15 protein-coding genes are annotated in these 15530 nt (G+C 62.4%); 11 read left to right on the top strand and 4 right to left on the bottom strand.

The genetic code is table 11. The annotated features are described in order from the left end of the window. The first annotated feature begins 245 nt into the window (after window positions 1–245). The 6 genes from IG627_RS11325 (at window position 246) to IG627_RS11300 (ending at window position 6844) form a co-directional block, all read left to right on the top strand. Window positions 246–1442 (top strand): serine hydrolase domain-containing protein, encoded by a 1197-nt coding sequence (locus tag IG627_RS11325; protein WP_193192476.1) that lies wholly within the window; start codon window positions 246–248, stop codon window positions 1440–1442. A gap of 107 nt (window positions 1443–1549) precedes the next feature. Continuing rightward, on the top strand, window positions 1550–3481 hold the full coding sequence (gene htpG, locus IG627_RS11320) for a molecular chaperone HtpG (protein ID WP_193192475.1): 1932 nt from the start codon (window positions 1550–1552) through the stop codon (window positions 3479–3481). 264 nt (window positions 3482–3745) lie between these two features. Then, window positions 3746–4783 carry an NAD(P)H-dependent glycerol-3-phosphate dehydrogenase gene (locus IG627_RS11315; RefSeq protein ID WP_193192474.1) on the top strand — a complete coding sequence of 346 codons (1038 nt, stop codon included), beginning with the start codon at window positions 3746–3748 and terminating at the stop codon, window positions 4781–4783. A gap of 26 nt (window positions 4784–4809) precedes the next feature. Next, complete coding sequence (locus tag IG627_RS11310; protein WP_193192473.1) at window positions 4810–5331, top strand: DUF4389 domain-containing protein; 522 nt, start codon at window positions 4810–4812, stop codon at window positions 5329–5331. 27 nt (window positions 5332–5358) lie between these two features. Then, window positions 5359–5823 (top strand): phosphohistidine phosphatase SixA, encoded by a 465-nt coding sequence (sixA, locus tag IG627_RS11305; RefSeq protein ID WP_193192472.1) that lies wholly within the window; start codon window positions 5359–5361, stop codon window positions 5821–5823. Window positions 5824–5977: 154 nt separating this feature from the next. Beyond that, the gene (locus IG627_RS11300; RefSeq protein WP_193192471.1) at window positions 5978–6844 is read left to right on the top strand and encodes an alpha/beta fold hydrolase; all 867 of its coding nucleotides are present in this window, start codon (window positions 5978–5980) and stop codon (window positions 6842–6844) included. A gap of 101 nt (window positions 6845–6945) precedes the next feature. On the opposite strand, the gene IG627_RS11295 is transcribed toward IG627_RS11300, so the two are convergent. Together IG627_RS11295 and folE are read right to left on the bottom strand one after the other, a co-directional pair. After that, the gene (locus tag IG627_RS11295; protein WP_193192470.1) at window positions 6946–7290 is read right to left on the bottom strand and encodes a 5-carboxymethyl-2-hydroxymuconate Delta-isomerase; all 345 of its coding nucleotides are present in this window, start codon (window positions 7288–7290) and stop codon (window positions 6946–6948) included. A 72-nt stretch (window positions 7291–7362) separates the two neighbouring features. After that, on the bottom strand, window positions 7363–7905 hold the full coding sequence (folE, locus tag IG627_RS11290) for a GTP cyclohydrolase I FolE (protein WP_193192469.1): 543 nt from the start codon (window positions 7903–7905) through the stop codon (window positions 7363–7365). Between the two features lie 112 nt (window positions 7906–8017). On the opposite strand from folE, the gene prmB reads away from it, so the two are divergent. From prmB to IG627_RS11275, 3 genes are all read left to right on the top strand, one after another. After that, window positions 8018–8941 (top strand): 50S ribosomal protein L3 N(5)-glutamine methyltransferase, encoded by a 924-nt coding sequence (gene prmB, locus IG627_RS11285; protein WP_193192468.1) that lies wholly within the window; start codon window positions 8018–8020, stop codon window positions 8939–8941. A 124-nt stretch (window positions 8942–9065) separates the two neighbouring features. Further along, complete coding sequence (aroC, locus tag IG627_RS11280) at window positions 9066–10157, top strand: chorismate synthase (protein ID WP_193192467.1); 1092 nt, start codon at window positions 9066–9068, stop codon at window positions 10155–10157. Between the two features lie 102 nt (window positions 10158–10259). Further along, window positions 10260–11324: a zinc-dependent alcohol dehydrogenase family protein gene (locus IG627_RS11275; RefSeq protein WP_193192466.1), complete on the top strand. Its 1065-nt coding sequence runs from the start codon at window positions 10260–10262 to the stop codon at window positions 11322–11324. 61 nt (window positions 11325–11385) lie between these two features. Here IG627_RS11275 and IG627_RS11270 read toward each other — a convergent pair whose 3' ends face one another. Both IG627_RS11270 and IG627_RS11265 read right to left on the bottom strand, forming a co-directional pair. Beyond that, window positions 11386–12153 carry a TIGR04219 family outer membrane beta-barrel protein gene (locus IG627_RS11270; protein ID WP_193192465.1) on the bottom strand — a complete coding sequence of 256 codons (768 nt, stop codon included), beginning with the start codon at window positions 12151–12153 and terminating at the stop codon, window positions 11386–11388. Between the two features lie 104 nt (window positions 12154–12257). After that, a complete protein-coding gene (locus IG627_RS11265) occupies window positions 12258–13151 on the bottom strand; it encodes a LysR family transcriptional regulator (protein ID WP_193192464.1) in 894 nt (297 codons plus the stop codon). A 291-nt stretch (window positions 13152–13442) separates the two neighbouring features. Here IG627_RS11265 and leuC point away from each other — a divergent pair, with 291 nt between their 5' ends. Further along, complete coding sequence (gene leuC, locus IG627_RS11260) at window positions 13443–14882, top strand: 3-isopropylmalate dehydratase large subunit (RefSeq protein WP_193192463.1); 1440 nt, start codon at window positions 13443–13445, stop codon at window positions 14880–14882. Further along, entirely contained in the window at window positions 14883–15530 is a 648-nt protein-coding gene (gene leuD, locus IG627_RS11255) for a 3-isopropylmalate dehydratase small subunit (RefSeq protein ID WP_193192462.1), read from the top strand.

Below are 15530 nucleotides of genomic sequence, written 5' to 3'. Positions count from 1 at the left end.
CGAAAAACCGCCTCAGGGCGGTTTTTTTATGCCTGAGGTTTGCCGCCGGCTCATTGGGATCCCGCAATGACAGCGCTATTATGCCGCCGTATGTTGAACCTGCCCTCAGATCGACTGTGCGCCAGGTCGGATTTGCGATTACAATGCTGCGTTGCATTTGACCGGGCGGACGAGAAGAGAATCTTTTCGCGGGCTGCTAGTCTTACATACAAGTACAACATTGCCGCGGCGGCTTGAAGTACGGCATGAGACCAAGATCCCTTTTCACCAAATTCAGCTGTTTGCGCCTGCGAGGCGCTCTCCATCTCTACCTGGCGCTGGTGCTCTGCGGCCTGGGGCTGCACGCGCGCGCGGCGGATATCGGTGCCAGTGCCAGTGAATTCGACCGCTACTTCCGCCAGTTGATGAAGCAGAAGAATATCCCCGGCGGCGCCTATGTGATCGTCAACGGCGACCAGGTGGTGGCGATGGACACCTACGGCGTGCGGATCAAGGGCAAGCGCGGCAAGGTGGATCGCAACACCGTCTTCCGCCTGGCGTCTGTCTCCAAGACCTTCGCCGCCAGTATGGCCACGGTGCTGGAGCACGAGAAGAAGTTCAGTTGGGCGGACAAGGTGGTGCGCTATGTGCCGGAACTCAGCTTCAAGACCCCGTCCCTGTCCCGCCAGCTGGAAGTGGAGCACCTGCTCAGCCACTCCTCCGGCCTGACCCCCAACGCCTACGACAACTACCTGGAAGACAACAAACCGCTCAGCAAGATACTGCCCAAGTTCGCCAATATCGACCCGCGCTGTACCCCGGGCAAGTGCTACGGCTACCAGAATGTGCTCTTCAGCCTGATCGAGGATGTCATCTACAAGGCCACCGGTGTTTCCTACGCGCGGCAGCTGAAAGAGCGGTTCTTTGTACCGCTGAAGATGGACAACGCCTCCGTCGGCTGGGAGAGCTTTATGGCCTCCAACAACCGCGCTGCGCCCCATGTGCAGACGGGTCGCGGATGGCGCCCGGTAAAGGTGGAGAAGGAGTACTACTTCGCCGCTCCGGCGGCCGGCGTCAACGCCAGCATTGCGGACATGGGGCAGTGGCTGAAGGCGCAGATGGGCTACTACCCCAAGGTGCTGTCACCGGCGGTGATCGAGGATATGACCACCGAACGGGTGGAGACCAAGCGCCATATGCGCCACCGCATCTGGCGCGACTACCTGTCCCACGCCGGCTACGGCCTGGGCTGGCGCCTGTACACCGTCGGCGATGACCGCATCATCTACCACGGCGGCTGGGTGGCGGGCTTCCGCGCCGCGGTGGCCTACTCGGAGAAACAGAAGATCGGCATAGCGATACTGATGAACGCCGAATCCCGCGTTATCGCCGACCTCACTGCGAACTTCGTGATGGATATCACCGGCAACGGCACCCTCTCCACGGCCATGGCCAACAAGTAATTCCGATGCTCCTATGGGCCGGTCGCTCGCGGCCAGCCCTTGAAACCCCGCCATCCACCCCTATATCGGCTCCCTGTTCCGAATGAAATGTACGGGGAGACCTATCCATGACCGTTGAGGCCCACAAAGAGAGCCACGGCTTCCAGACAGAAGCCAAGCAACTGCTGCACCTGATGATCCACTCGCTCTACTCCAACAAGGAGATCTTCCTGCGCGAGCTGGTATCCAATGCCTCCGACGCCGCCGACAAGCTGCGTTTCGAGTCCCTGTCCAAGCCGGAGCTGCTGGCTGAGGACCCCGAGCTGCGTATCCGCATCGAGTTCGACAAGGAGGAGGGCACCCTCACCATCACCGATAACGGCATCGGCATGAGCCGCGACGAGGTGATCGAGAACCTGGGTACCATCGCCCGCTCCGGCACCGCTGCCTTCATGCAGCAGCTCTCCGGCGACCAGAAGAAGGACGCGCACCTGATCGGCCAGTTTGGTGTCGGCTTCTACTCCGCCTTTATCGTCGCCGACAAGGTGGATGTCTTCACCCGCCGCGCCGGCCTGGAGAGCGACCAGGGTGTGCACTGGGAGTGCAGTGGCGAGGCCGAGTACTCGGTGGAGAATGTCGACTGGCCGAGTCGTGGCACCCGCGTGGTACTGCACCTGAAAGAGGAGGCGAAGGAGTTCGCCGACGGCTGGCGTCTGAGATCCATCATCAAGAAATACTCTGACCATATCGCCATTCCGGTTCAAATGCTGAAAGAAACGCCTGCGGCCGGTGAAGAGGCCCCTGCTGCCGAGGGCGAGGAGAAGGTAGAGAAAGCGCCGGAGTTCGAGGCCGTCAACGCCGCCCAGGCCCTGTGGACCCGCCCGCGCTCCGAGGTGAAATCCGAGGAGTACAAGGAGTTCTACAAGCTGGTCTCCCACGATTTCGACGACCCGCTGACCTGGAGTCACAACCGCGTCGAGGGCAAGCTGGACTACACCAGCCTGCTGTATATCCCCGCCCGCGCGCCTTTCGACCTGTACCAGCGCGACGCCGCCCGCGGCCTGAAACTGTATGTGCAGCGCACCTTTATCATGGATGACGCCGAGCAGTTCCTGCCGCTCTACCTACGTTTCGTCAAGGGTGTGCTGGACTCCAACGACCTGCCGCTGAACGTGTCCCGCGAAATCCTGCAGAAGGACCGCAACACCGACGCCATCAAGAGCGCACTGACCAAGCGCGTGCTGGACATGCTCGACAAGCTGGCGAAGAAGGACGCGGATGAGTACCAGAAGTTCTGGGATCTGTTCGGCAACGTTATCAAGGAGGGGCCGGCCGAGGACTTTGCCAACAAGGAAAAAGTGGCCAAGCTGCTGCGCTTCGCCACCACCCACACCGATGCGGAGAAGCAGGACCAGTCCCTGGAGGACTATGTCGGCCGCATGAAAGACGGCCAGAAGAACATCTACTACGTCTGCGCCGACAACTTCGCCACCGCCAAGTCCAGCCCCTATCTGGAAGTCTTCCGCAAGAAGGGCATCGAGGTGCTGCTGTTGACCGACCAGGTGGACGAGTGGTTCGTCGGCCATATGCACGAGTTCGACGGCAAGCCGTTCCAGGATGTGGCCAAGGGCGCGCTGGATCTGGGTGAGGCCGAGACCGACGAGGACAAGGCCGAGCGCGAGAAGGTGGAGAAGGAGTCCGGTGCGCTGGTTGAGCGGATCAAGGAGGTGCTGGAGGGGCGCGTCGAGGACGTGCGCGCAACCACGCGCCTGGTGGATTCCCCGGCCTGTCTGGTGGTCAGCGAGCAGGATATGGGTCCGCAGATGCGCCGGATCCTCGAGCAGGCCGGCCAGTCCCTGCCAGAGGCCAAGCCGATCTTCGAGCTGAACCCGTCCCACCCGCTGGTCAAGCGCCTGGACCAGGAGGCGGATGAGGATCGCTTCGCAGACCTGACCAATGTCCTGATGGACCAGGCCAACCTGGCCGCCGGCAACCAGCTGGCGGATCCGGCGGACTATGTGCGCCGTCTGAATGCGCTGCTGCTGGAGCTCAATAGCTGAGTTCCTCCCAGCGCCCTCTCCCGCATGCGGGAGGGGGCGCTCCTGCTTGCATTCTCGTCATTCCGGCGCAGGCCGGAATCCAGGTGCCTCCGAGCTGGATACGGGCCTGCGCCGGTACGACGAGTGCGTGTGCGCAGTTCAAAACAACCTTGTTGCCCAATTTTCGCGCACCCTGACCGAATCTCACATTTTTTTCCCACCGTCATTGGGTCGCCACTGCTGCCCCTCTATAATCCGCAAAACTCAAAAAAAGCTGTACCGGATATGACGACACACACGGAATCATCCAATCCCCTTTCCATCGCCATTCTGGGTGGCGGCAGTTTCGGCACCGCGATTGCCAATATCGTGGCGGGCAATGGCCACGACACCCGCCAGTGGATGCGTGACGAGGCGCGCGCGGCGGACTGTCGCAAGATGCGCGAGAATCACTACTACCTGCCCGGCGTGCCGCTGCACCCGCAGCTCAATGTCACCAGCGACCTGGAGCGGGCCATCGACGGCTGCCGGATCGTCTTTGTCGCCATCCCGAGTAAGTCTTTCCGCGAGGTGGTGCAGCGGGTGGCACCGCTGCTGGCACCGGACACCATGCTGATTTCCACCACCAAGGGTATAGAGGAAGACGGCTTCCACCTGATGAGCGATATCCTGCGCGAGGAGACCAGCGGCATGCGCGTCGGCGTGCTGAGTGGACCGAACTTTGCCAAGGAGATAGTCGCCGGCCATTACACCGCCACGGTGATCGCCAGTGAGGACGAGGCGCTCTGCTCCAACATCCAGAAGGTACTGCACTCGGAGACTTTCCGCGTCTACTCCAGCAAGGACGTGTTCGGCGTGGAGCTGGCCGGTGCACTGAAAAATATCTACGCCATCGTCACCGGCATGGCCGCGGCGCTGGAGCGCGGGCAGAATACCATCAGCCTGCTGATCACCCGCGCGCTGGCGGAGATGATGCGCTTTGCAGAGGCCATGGGCGCGGACCCCATGACCTTTATCGGCCTCGCCGGCGTCGGCGACCTGATATTGACCTGTTCCTCCGACCTCAGCCGCAATTATCGCGTCGGCTACCTGGTGGGCAAGGGGCGCCCGCTGGAACAGGCTGTCGCGGAAATCGGTCAGGTCGCCGAGGGTGTCAACACGGTTCGGCTGATCAAGCACAAAGCGGACGAAATGGGCGTCTACATGCCCTTGGTTTCCGCGATTCACGCCATATTATTTGAGGAGCGGCCGATTCCGGAGGTAATACGCGATTTGATGTCGGGCGCACAAACTTTTGATGTGGCCTATTCGGTCAAACCTTGAGGTCAAACCCAGACGGACTTTTCCCTATGCAGAATGAAGAACTGAAACACAACCTGACCTCCGGCAACCAGTGGATGCGCCTGCTGTATATGGTGCTTTTCGCCTTCCTGCTGGAAATCGCCGGCTTCGTCATGCTGGCGGTGGTGGCGTTGCAATTCCTGTTTGCCATCTTTACCGGCAGGGCCAATGACAACCTGCGCCGCCTGGGGGACCAGATCGCCTCCTATTTTTATCAGACGCTGCAGTTCCTGATTTACAACACCGAGGAAAAACCCTTCCCCTTTGCCGAATGGCCTGAGTCCGATGTCGAGGATCTGTCCGGTTACGAGAGCGCCGAGGAAGTGGATGCAGAAGTGGTCTCCGAAGCCGAAGACGAGGCCGAGGAAGCGATAATCCTTGGTGCCGAGGCAGAAGAGGAGGCGCCGAAAAAAGCGGCTGCGCCTAAGAAAGAGGCGGCGAGCAAAAAGTCCGCCACTGCGAAGAAGTCCCCTGCGGCGAAGAAGTCCACCGAGGACGCCAAGGCGGACGAGAGCAGCGAGAAAGAGTAACCCGCTGCCGATGCCGGGAGGCCCGATGTGCAACTGCTGATCCTGCGCCACGGCGAAGCCGAACCGATGCTGGGCGACGATGCCGCGCGCCAGCTGACCGATCGCGGCCGCGAGCAGGTGGCCCGGGTGTGTGAAATGCGCGCGGCCGAACTCGCTGCGGTGCGCGCCATCTGGGCCAGCCCCTTCGTGCGCACCCAGCAGACGGCGCAGATAGTCGCCGATCGGCTGGGCCTGCCGGTCACCACTGAACAGTTACTGATCGGCGATACGCCCCCGCAGGCGGTGTTGGATGCGCTGCAACAGATGGAGCCAGTTCCCGGAGAGTGGCCGCTGCTGCTGGTCAGTCACCAGCCGCTGGTCGGCAGCCTGGTCAACGGCCTCTGCGGCAGCGGCAGCCAGCACCCGATGGGCACCTCCAGCCTCGCCTGCCTCAGTGCCGAAGTCTGGGCCAACGGCTGTGCCGAGCTGGAGTGGCTGCAGCACAAGGCGTAACCGGGCTCTCTTCGCTCCGCAGGTTGATGGGCACGTCGCTGCGCTTCTTTGCCCATGCTACGGACTTCACCACCGGCCCTGATTCATAGGGTCATTGCAAGCCCCCGCCAATCGCTGCAACATCACTCGCCTGTTTTTCCCGGATGTTGTCTCCATGGGCCAATCCCCTCGCGAAATAAATATTGAGTTCGACGGCAAGACCATCGCCGCCCGCCAGTGGGGCAATCCCGACGGCGAACCGGTGCTGGCCCTGCACGGCTGGCTGGACAACTGCGCCAGCTTCGATCGCCTGGCGCCGCTGCTTGGGGGATTGAACCTGGTCGCGGTGGATATGGCCGGCCACGGCCGCAGCTACCACCGCTCCCGCGATGCCAACTACAACATCTGGGAGGAAGTGGAGGATGTGCTGGGTGTGGCGCAGGCATTGGGTTGGCACGATCTCTCGCTGGTGGCGCATTCCAGAGGCGCCGTGGCGGCGATGATCACCGCCGGCACCTTTCCCGGGCGCATCAAGCGGCTGGCGCTGATCGACGGCCTGGTGCCGCCGCCGGCGGAAGATGCTGAGGCGCCGGATATCCTTGCCAGGGCGGTGGCCCAGCGCGCCCGCTACGGTGCGCGCAAGCCGCGCCATTTCAATTCCTTTGAGGAGGCGGTAGAGGCGCGCCGGAACGGCATGTTCCCGCTACCGGATGCCGCCGCCCGCGCGCTGACCGAGCGCGGTACCGTCAGGGTCGGCGACGGCGTCTGCTGGAGCAATGATCCGCGCCTGATGGCCACCTCCACTGCCAAGCTGAACAACGCCCAGGTGCAGGCTTTCCTCGACAGAGTCGCCATGCCGGTGCGCCTGGTGCTGGCGCGGAAGGGTATCGTGAATATGATCGAGCGGCTGCGCCCGGTGCTGGATGGCCACGCCAATATCGAAGTGAAGGAGATGCCCGGCGGCCATCACCTGCATATGGAGGAGGGCGCCGAAGGGATTGCCGAGTGGTTCGGGCCCTTTCTGCGCGGAGAGGACGAATAGAAACGGGTGGGGTGTCTCGTCGTTCCGGCGCAGGCTGGAACCCAGGGCCTCTAAGCTGGATACCGGCCTGCGCCGGTATGACGAGTCCCTGAGCGCCTGCCTTAAAAAGGCAGGCGCTTCGAATAGCAGCCGGAATCCATCTCCCGCACCTCCACCGTTACCGCCGGCACCCCGTCGGCAAACTGGCACAGGCAGTTGAACACCGCCGAGCTGAGCGCCTCCCGCTCCCTGTCGCTGCGCCCATCGAGCAACCGTATCTCCGCGTGGATAAAACTGCCGCCTTTTTCCCCGGCGATAAACTGCTCGTAGGCCAGGGCGCGGGTCTTGATGGTGTGGGGGGCGAAGAGACCGGAGCGGCTCATGGCCTCCTGGGCGGAGCTGACCAGTGCGGCGATGGAGACCTTGTCTTCCAGGTTTTTGGCGTACTCGATAACCAGGTGGGGCATGGTGTATTTGCTCCGTGAATTCTGCGCGACCGTGGGCCGCGCGACATACCGCTTGACTGTGCGGCTGACCCGCTATTGGCGGATGAGGGACAGGAACTCGTTGCGGGTGGCCTGGTTGCTGCGGAAGGTGCCGAGCATGGCAGAGGTCTTCATCAGCGAGTTCTGTTTCTCCACGCCGCGCATCATCATACACATATGCTTGGCTTCGATAATGACACCCACGCCGGCGGCACCGGTGACATTCTGCAGCGTCTCGGCGATTTCCACCGTCAGCTGTTCCTGGATCTGCAGGCGCCGTGCAAACATATCGACGATGCGCGCCACCTTGGACAGGCCCACCACCTTGCCATTGGGAATATAGGCCACGTGGGCCTTGCCGATAAACGGCAGCAGGTGGTGTTCACACAGCGAGTAGAGCTCGATATCCCTGACCAGCACCATCTCGCTGCAATCGGACGGGAAGAGGGCGCCGTTGACCACTTCGTCGACGGTCTGCTTGTAGCCGCGGGTCAGGTACGCCATGGCCTTGGCGGCCCGGTCCGGCGTGTCCACCAGCCCGGGGCGTTGCGGATCCTCGCCGATTGATTCGATAATTCGCGCGTAGTGTTCGTTCATGCTGCTCGTTCCAACGTCTCAGCCCGAGGGGCGGGTGCGCTACCCTAAGCTTTTGTCATCTTTGAGTAAAGATCCCCGTACACCCATTGCATCAATAGGAAGGATAGAGTCAATGATAGAGAGGCGTGAGGCCAGCCTGCACGAGTTGTGCACCCTGCTGGACTATATCCGCTGGGGCGCCAGCCGTTTCAACGAGGCCGACCTGTACTTCGGCCACGGCACCGACAACGCCTGGGACGAAGCGCTGCTGCTGGTCATGCACGGTCTGCACCTGCCCCTGGAGAGTAAGCCGGAGGTGCTGCAGGCGCGCCTGACTATGGAGGAGCGGCGCGAGGTGATGGCCCTGCTGGAGCGCCGTGTCGATGAGCGCTTGCCGGCGCCCTACCTGACCCACGAAGCCCATTTCTGCGGTATGACCTTCTATGTGGACGAGCGGGTGCTGGTGCCGCGCTCGCCGATCGGCGAGCTCATCCGCGCAGGTTTCGAGCCCTGGCTCAAGGCGGAGCCCCTGGCGATCCTGGATCTCTGTTGCGGCAGTGGCTGCATCGGCATCGCCTGCGCCGAGGCCTTTCCCGAGGCCCGTGTCGACCTGGCCGATATCGACCCGGGCGCACTCGAGGTGGCGCAGGTCAATATCAACCGCCACCAGCTGAACGAGCGGGTGCGCGCGGTGCAGTCGGACCTGTTTGCCGGCCTCGCCGGCTGCAGCTACGAGTTGATCGTCTGCAACCCACCCTATGTGGATGCCCGCGACCTGGCGGAAATGCCAGAGGAATACCGGGCGGAACCGGAAATTGCCCTGGGCTCCGGCGAGGACGGCCTCGACTTCACCCGCCGCCTGCTGCGCGAGGCCGCCAACTACCTGCAGCCGAACGGCCTGCTGGTGTGCGAGGTGGGCAACAGCTGGGAGGCGCTGGAGCAGGCCTTCCCGCAGGTGCCCTTCCTGTGGCCGGAGTTCGAAGACGGCGGGCACGGCGTTTTCGCGATCGGGCGCGAGGAGCTGCTCGCCTACCAATCCTATTTCGGCGCCGAATAAATTCTCTTACGCTGGGCGCAGGGTGCGCGGCATTTGTGCTTTTTGCCGCCCGCGCCGCCGCGGCGATAGGGAATCCTCTATAATGCGCCGCTTTCATTGAATAAAACGCGGGTAGGCAGGGAATATGTCGGGCAACTCCTTTGGCAAGCTGTTTTGCGTCACCACTTTCGGCGAGAGCCATGGCCAGGCGCTGGGTTGTATCGTCGACGGCTGCCCGCCGGGAGTGGAAATCAGCGAAGAGGAAATCCAGCTGGAGCTGGACAGGCGCAAGCCCGGCACCTCCCGTTACACCACCCAGCGCCGCGAGGCGGACCGGGTGAAAATCCTGTCCGGAGTCTTCGAGGGTGTGACCACCGGTACTCCCATCGGCCTGCTGATCGAGAACACCGACCAGCGCTCCAAGGACTACGCCAATATCGCCGAGCAGGTGCGCCCTGCGCACGCGGACTATACCTACTGGCAGAAATACGGCCTGCGCGATTACCGCGGCGGTGGCCGCTCCTCAGCGCGGGAGACCGCGATGCGCGTGGCCGCGGGCGCCATTGCCAAGAAGTGGCTGAAGGAAAAGTACGGTATCGAAGTGCGCGGCTACCTGTCCCAGCTGGGCCCCATCAAAGCGGAGAAGCTGGACTGGGAGCAGGTGGGGCAAAACCCTTTTTTCTGCCCCGACGCGGACAAGGTGCCGGAGATGGAGGCCTATATGCAGGCGCTGATCAAGGAGGGCAACTCCATAGGCGCGCGCATCTCGGTGCACGCCAGCAAGGTGCCCGCCGGACTCGGCGAGCCCATCTTCGATCGCCTGGACGCGGACCTGGCCCACGCACTGATGAGCATCAACGCGGTCAAGGGGGTGGAGATAGGCGCGGGCTTTGCCAGTGTCGAGCAGAAGGGCACAGAGCACCGCGACGAGATAACGCCGCAAGGTTTCCTGTCCAACAACGCCGGCGGCGTGCTCGGCGGCATTTCCAGCGGCCAGGACCTTATTGCCCATATCGCCCTGAAGCCCACTTCCAGCCTGCGCATCCCCGGCAGGAGCATCGATGTACACGGCAATCCCATCGAAGTGGTGACCAAGGGCCGCCACGATCCCTGCGTCGGTATTCGCGCGACCCCCATCGCGGAGGCGATGATGGCGCTGGTGTTGATCGATCACGCGCTGCGCCAGCGCGGCCAGAATGGCGATGTCACTTCGGGTGTGATCACCGTCGGCGAATAGAGTGCGTTGAATCCCAGTCGAATACGGCGGCAATCCACTTTTCATGTCGCCAGATGGAGTTAATATCTCCGCTTGCCAGGGTGGCAGGGGTAACGACAGGGCATGAAAGCGCTGACCATTGATCATCACGCGGAAGATCTCAGCCGCGTGCAATACACCGATGTGGAAATGCCGGCGCTGCGCGCCGGCCAGGTTCTGGTGCGCATGAATGCCAGCGCCATCCACCCCTCCGATTTCAATGTGATTCAAGGTCGCTACGGCCAGGCACTGCAGAACGCGGTGTGGAATTACAGGAGGCCCGCCATCTACCAACTGCCCGCGGGCAGGCCATTGAAGCGTGCCCCCTGCACCCTGGGTACCGAGGGTATGGGGGTGGTGGAGGACAGTGGCGGGGGCCTGCTGGCGCGTCGTCTGCTCGGCAGGCGGGTCGCGGTCATTGCCGACCAGGCTCCGGACAGTGGCACCTGGGCGGAGTATCTGGCTGTGGATGCGACCCGCGCCCTGGTGTTGCCGAAGGATATCGACGATGTCCAGGGGGCCATGTTCTATGTCAATCCACTGGCCGCTTATATCCTCACCCGCGAAGTATTGAAAGTGCCGCGCGGCCAGTACCTGCTGCAGACGGCGGCGAGTTCGGCGCTGGGGCGTATGGTCATCCGGTTGGGGCGGCGCTACGGCTTCAGGACCATCAGTGTGGTGCGCCGTCGGGATAGGATTGCGGAGCTGAAGCGCCTCGGCGGCGATACGGTAATTGCCACCGACAGCGAGGATCTGTTCAGCCGGGTGGCTGAAATCACCGGAGGTGCCGGCGTGCACTACGCCATCGACAGTGTCGCCGGCCAGCTGTCGGCCGAAATACTGCGCTGCCTGGCGCCGCGCGGCAGGCTGGTCTGTTACGGCACCCTGGGTCGTGACATTGCGGTAGTGCCGATACGGGAGATGATGATGTCGATGGCCAGTGTCGAGGGTTTTCACCTGGGCAACTGGCTGGCAACCCGGTCGAAATGGAAGCGGCTGGAAATCCTGCGCCGGGTCAGGAAGCTGATTGCCACCGGCGAGTTGTCGACGCGCGCCGGGAGGCAGTTTGCACTGGGGGATTACGAGGCGGCATTTGCTTTTGCGCGCAGCGGCGCCGGCAAGGCGCTGTTTCGCGTAAGCGACGATTGAGTGGGCTTTGCTTACAGAAAGGGCGGCAATTTGCCGCCCTTTCTCTGCCTGCAATCTGTGGTTACAGGTGCAGGTTCAGGCCCAGGTAGGGGCCCTTGATTTCGATATCGCTCTGGAAGTCGTCCAGCTCTTTCACATCCAGGCTCATCATCCGGTAGCCGGCCTCGATGGCGAAATCCGCCACGGGCATAAAATCCCAGCGCACTTTTGCGGTCACATCGGTAAGGGTATCACCGTTGTAGCCGGTGCCGTTACCCTGGGCGATGATGGACCAGCCGGTGAAGGGCAGGTCGAAGCGGGCCATGCCGTAGACCATCGGCAGCACGCCGGACAGTTCGATGTTTTCTTCTTGGAGTACAGCTACGCAAGCGGCGTCCTCCGGGCAGACCTGGCGAACATCCAGAGCGCCGTCATACTGGCGCGCCGTCAGGCCCAGGTCCAGGTTGACCCAGTTGTCCAGGATTTCGTAGTAGAGGGTGGCGTCGGTATGGGTCAGGTCCATATTGGCGCTGACCTCGGTATTGGCACTGAAGGTCTCGTCGCCGAAAGTGACGTCTCTCTCCAGCATGGCAGAGCCATCGGTTTCCACGCCGCTGTGGGCCACCATGATATTGGGCACCAGCGGAATCGGGTGCTCCAGCGCCGCCTGCAGGAAGGTGACATTGTCCTCGGCCAGGGAAAACTCGTCGGTGTTGAAGTCGTCCACGCCGATATTGCCGGTGTAGCTGGGCATCCAGACGCCGGCGCTGGCGTCGAAACCGAGGATGGTGTCGGCACTGGCGGCGCCGCTGGCCAGGGCCGCACACAGGGCCAGGGTTATTTTTTTCATGGGTTCTCTCCGGTGACTCTCTATTAACAGCAGCCGCGGAGTTTACCTTTTTTTTCCTGACATACTGATGTCCGCTGCACCATTTCCATAAATTGTGATTGATATCAGGTTTTTTCCGGTGAATTTTTGTTCGCCGCGGCAATCAGTAGCTGTTGCAGTGCGCTGGCGGCGTTGCTGAGGGTGCGGGCGCGGTGATTGATGACGCCGAGATTGCGCACAATATGCAGCTTTTCCACCGGCAGCACGGCGAGGCTGTCGTCTACCAGGGTGCGCGGCAGTACACTCCAGCCCAGGCCGACACCGGCCATCATCTTGATGGTCTCGAGGAAGTTGGTGGCGAGTTTGGCGGTGAGTTTCAGTCCGCGGCTATCGAACTCGCGTTTGATCAGTCTTCCCGTATAGGTGTTCAGGTCGGGCAGTATGGCCGGGTAGCGGGCCAGGTCGTTCAGGTCCAGGGCCGGCATCTGCGCCAGCGGGTGATCCGGTGCGGCCACCACCACACAGGGGTCGGGCCAGATCACACGGGCGTCGAGGCTCGGGTATTCCTTCAGCGCCAGGGTTACCACGGCCAGCTCGTACTCGCCGGCCATCAGGGCCTCGTAGGCCTGTTCCGAGTCGACGAAGTCGATATCCAGGGCCACGTCGGGGTAGCGCGAGCTGAAGTCCTTCAGCACCGGGGGCAGGTGGTGCAGGCCCACGTGGTGGCTGGTGGCGATGCGCAGGCTGCCGCTCACGGCCCCACCCAGGGCGCGCAGCTCGCGCTCGGCGTCGCTGATTTCATTGAGGATATGCCGCGCCCGCGGTAGCAGGGCGCGGCCGGCGTCGGTGAGCTGCAGGCGGCGGCCTATACGGTCGAACAGCGGCGTGTCCAACTGCTGCTCCAGCGCCGCCAGGCGCTTGCTGACTGCCGGCTGGGTCAGGTGCAGATGCTCTGCTGCCCCAGAGACTGAGCCCTGTTCGGCAGTGGCGAGGAAGGCCTTTAACCATTGAATATCCACTGGGTGCTCCATAGACGTTGTCGTGGCGGCCCTGCTGCCGGGTAGCGCTTTGCGGGACACGGGCTAGGCGCCCCCCCTAAATCCATCCCTGGAGGCTCTAATCGGCATCCCTGCCTCATAAGGTCCCGCAAAGCGCTACCCGGCATCAGGACCTTCGCATCGAACTCCATCGGCATTTGGCCCGATGCGTCATGTATTCCCAATTAGACTACTTCTTATAATAAATATAAATTGATGTTATTCAATGCCCGAGTCTAGACTGCGTCAATCCAAAAACGAGGAGAAACGGCCATGGCCGGGCAGACGCTCTACGACAAACTCTGGCAGGACCACCTGGTAAAGAGCCGCGAAGACGGCACCGCACTCATCTATATCGACCGCCACCTGATCCACGAGGTGACCTCCCCGCAGGCGTTTGAAGGTCTGCGACTGGCCGGTCGCAAGCTGTGGCGCGGGGATTCCCTGGTGGCGACGCCGGACCACAATGTGCCCTCGGAGGCGGCCGAGCGCGCCGCCGGCGTGGCCGGTATCCGCGACGAGATTGCCCGTATCCAGGTGCAGACCCTGGATGAGAACTGCCGCGATTTCGATGTGGTGCAGTTCGGAATCAATGAGCCGGGGCAGGGCATTGTGCATGTCATCGGTCCGGAAACAGGCGCCACCCTGCCGGGCATGACCGTGGTCTGCGGCGATTCCCACACCTCCACCCACGGCGCCCTGGGCGCGCTGGCGCATGGTATCGGCACCTCCGAGGTGGAGCATGTGATGGCCACCCAGTGCCTGATCCAGAAGAAGATGAAGAACATGCTGGTGCGCGTGGACGGCGAGCTGGGCGCGGGTGTGACCGCGAAGGACGTGGTGCTGGCGATTATCGGCAAGATAGGCACCGCCGGCGGTACCGGCTATGCGATCGAGTTCGGCGGTGAGGTGATGCGCAAACTGTCGATGGAAGGCCGCATGACCGTGTGCAACATGGCCATCGAGGCGGGTGCCCGCGCCGGTATGGTGGCGGTAGACCAGATTACCCTCGACTATGTGAAAAATAAGCCCTATGCGCCGAAAGGCGCACAGTGGGAGGCGGCGGTCGAGAACTGGAGCCGCCTGCACTCCGACGACGATGCCGTGTTCGACGCAGTGGTGGAGCTGCGCGGCGAGGAAATCGAGCCGCAGGTGAGCTGGGGCACTTCCCCGGAGATGGTGGCGCCGGTCAGTGCACTGGTGCCGAACCCGGCCGATGAAAGCGACGCGACCAGGCGCGCGGGTATCGAGCGCGCGCTGGAGTATATGGGCCTGAAGGCGGACCAGAAGATTACCGATATCAAACTCGATCGCGTATTCATCGGTTCCTGCACCAATTCCCGCATCGAGGACCTGCGCGCGGCGGCGGCGGTGGCCAGGGGGCGCAGTAAAGCCGACAGCGTCAAGCAGGTACTGGTAGTGCCCGGTTCCCAGTCTGTGAAAGCCCAGGCGGAGAAAGAGGGGTTGCACGAGATCTTTATCGAGGCGGGTTTCGAGTGGCGCGAGCCGTCCTGCTCCATGTGTCTGGCGATGAACGCGGACAAGCTGGGAGCGGGCGAGCACTGCGCTTCCACTTCCAACCGCAATTTCGAGGGACGCCAGGGTTACGGAGGCCGCACGCACCTGGTGAGCCCGAGCATGGCGGCGGCGGCGGCGATTGCCGGTACTTTTGTCGATGTGCGTGAATTTGACTCTCAACGGGAGACTGCGTAAATGAAAGCATTTACCCAACACAAGGGTCTCGCGGCGCCGATGGATCGCGCCAATGTGGATACCGACCTGATTATTCCGAAGCAGTTTCTGAAATCCATCAAGCGCACCGGTTTTGGCCCCAACCTGTTCGACGAATTGCGCTATCTGGACGAGGGGCAGCCCGGGCAGGACTGCTCCAATCGCCCGCTGAACCCGGAATTCGCACTGAATTACCCGCGCTACCAGGGCGCCTCGGTGCTGCTGGCGCGAGAGAACTTCGGCTGTGGATCCAGCCGTGAGCATGCGCCTTGGGCACTGGACGATTTCGGCTTCCGCGCGGTCATAGCGCCGAGCTTTGCCGATATCTTCTTCAACAACTGCTTCAAGAACGGCCTGCTGCCGATCGTGCTGGACGAGGCGGTAGTGAACCAGTTGTTCGACGAGATGTACGCTCAGGAAGGTTATGCGCTGACCATCGATCTGGAAAAGCAGCAGATTGTGAAGCCGGGCGGTGAGAGCATCGATTTCGAGGTGGACGCCTTCCGCAAGCACTGCCTGCTGAACGGCCTCGATGATATCGGCCTGACCCTGGAGGACGCGGACGACATTCGCGCTTACGAAGCGCAGCGTCGCGAGCAGGCGCCGTGGCTGTTCGACGCTGTCAAATAA

The organism is Microbulbifer taiwanensis (genome assembly GCF_014904815.1).
Taxonomy (GTDB): Bacteria; Pseudomonadota; Gammaproteobacteria; order Pseudomonadales; family Cellvibrionaceae; genus Microbulbifer; species Microbulbifer taiwanensis.
The sequence above is the reverse complement of the archived record's forward strand: the minus strand, read 5'-3'. Positions and strand labels throughout refer to the sequence as shown.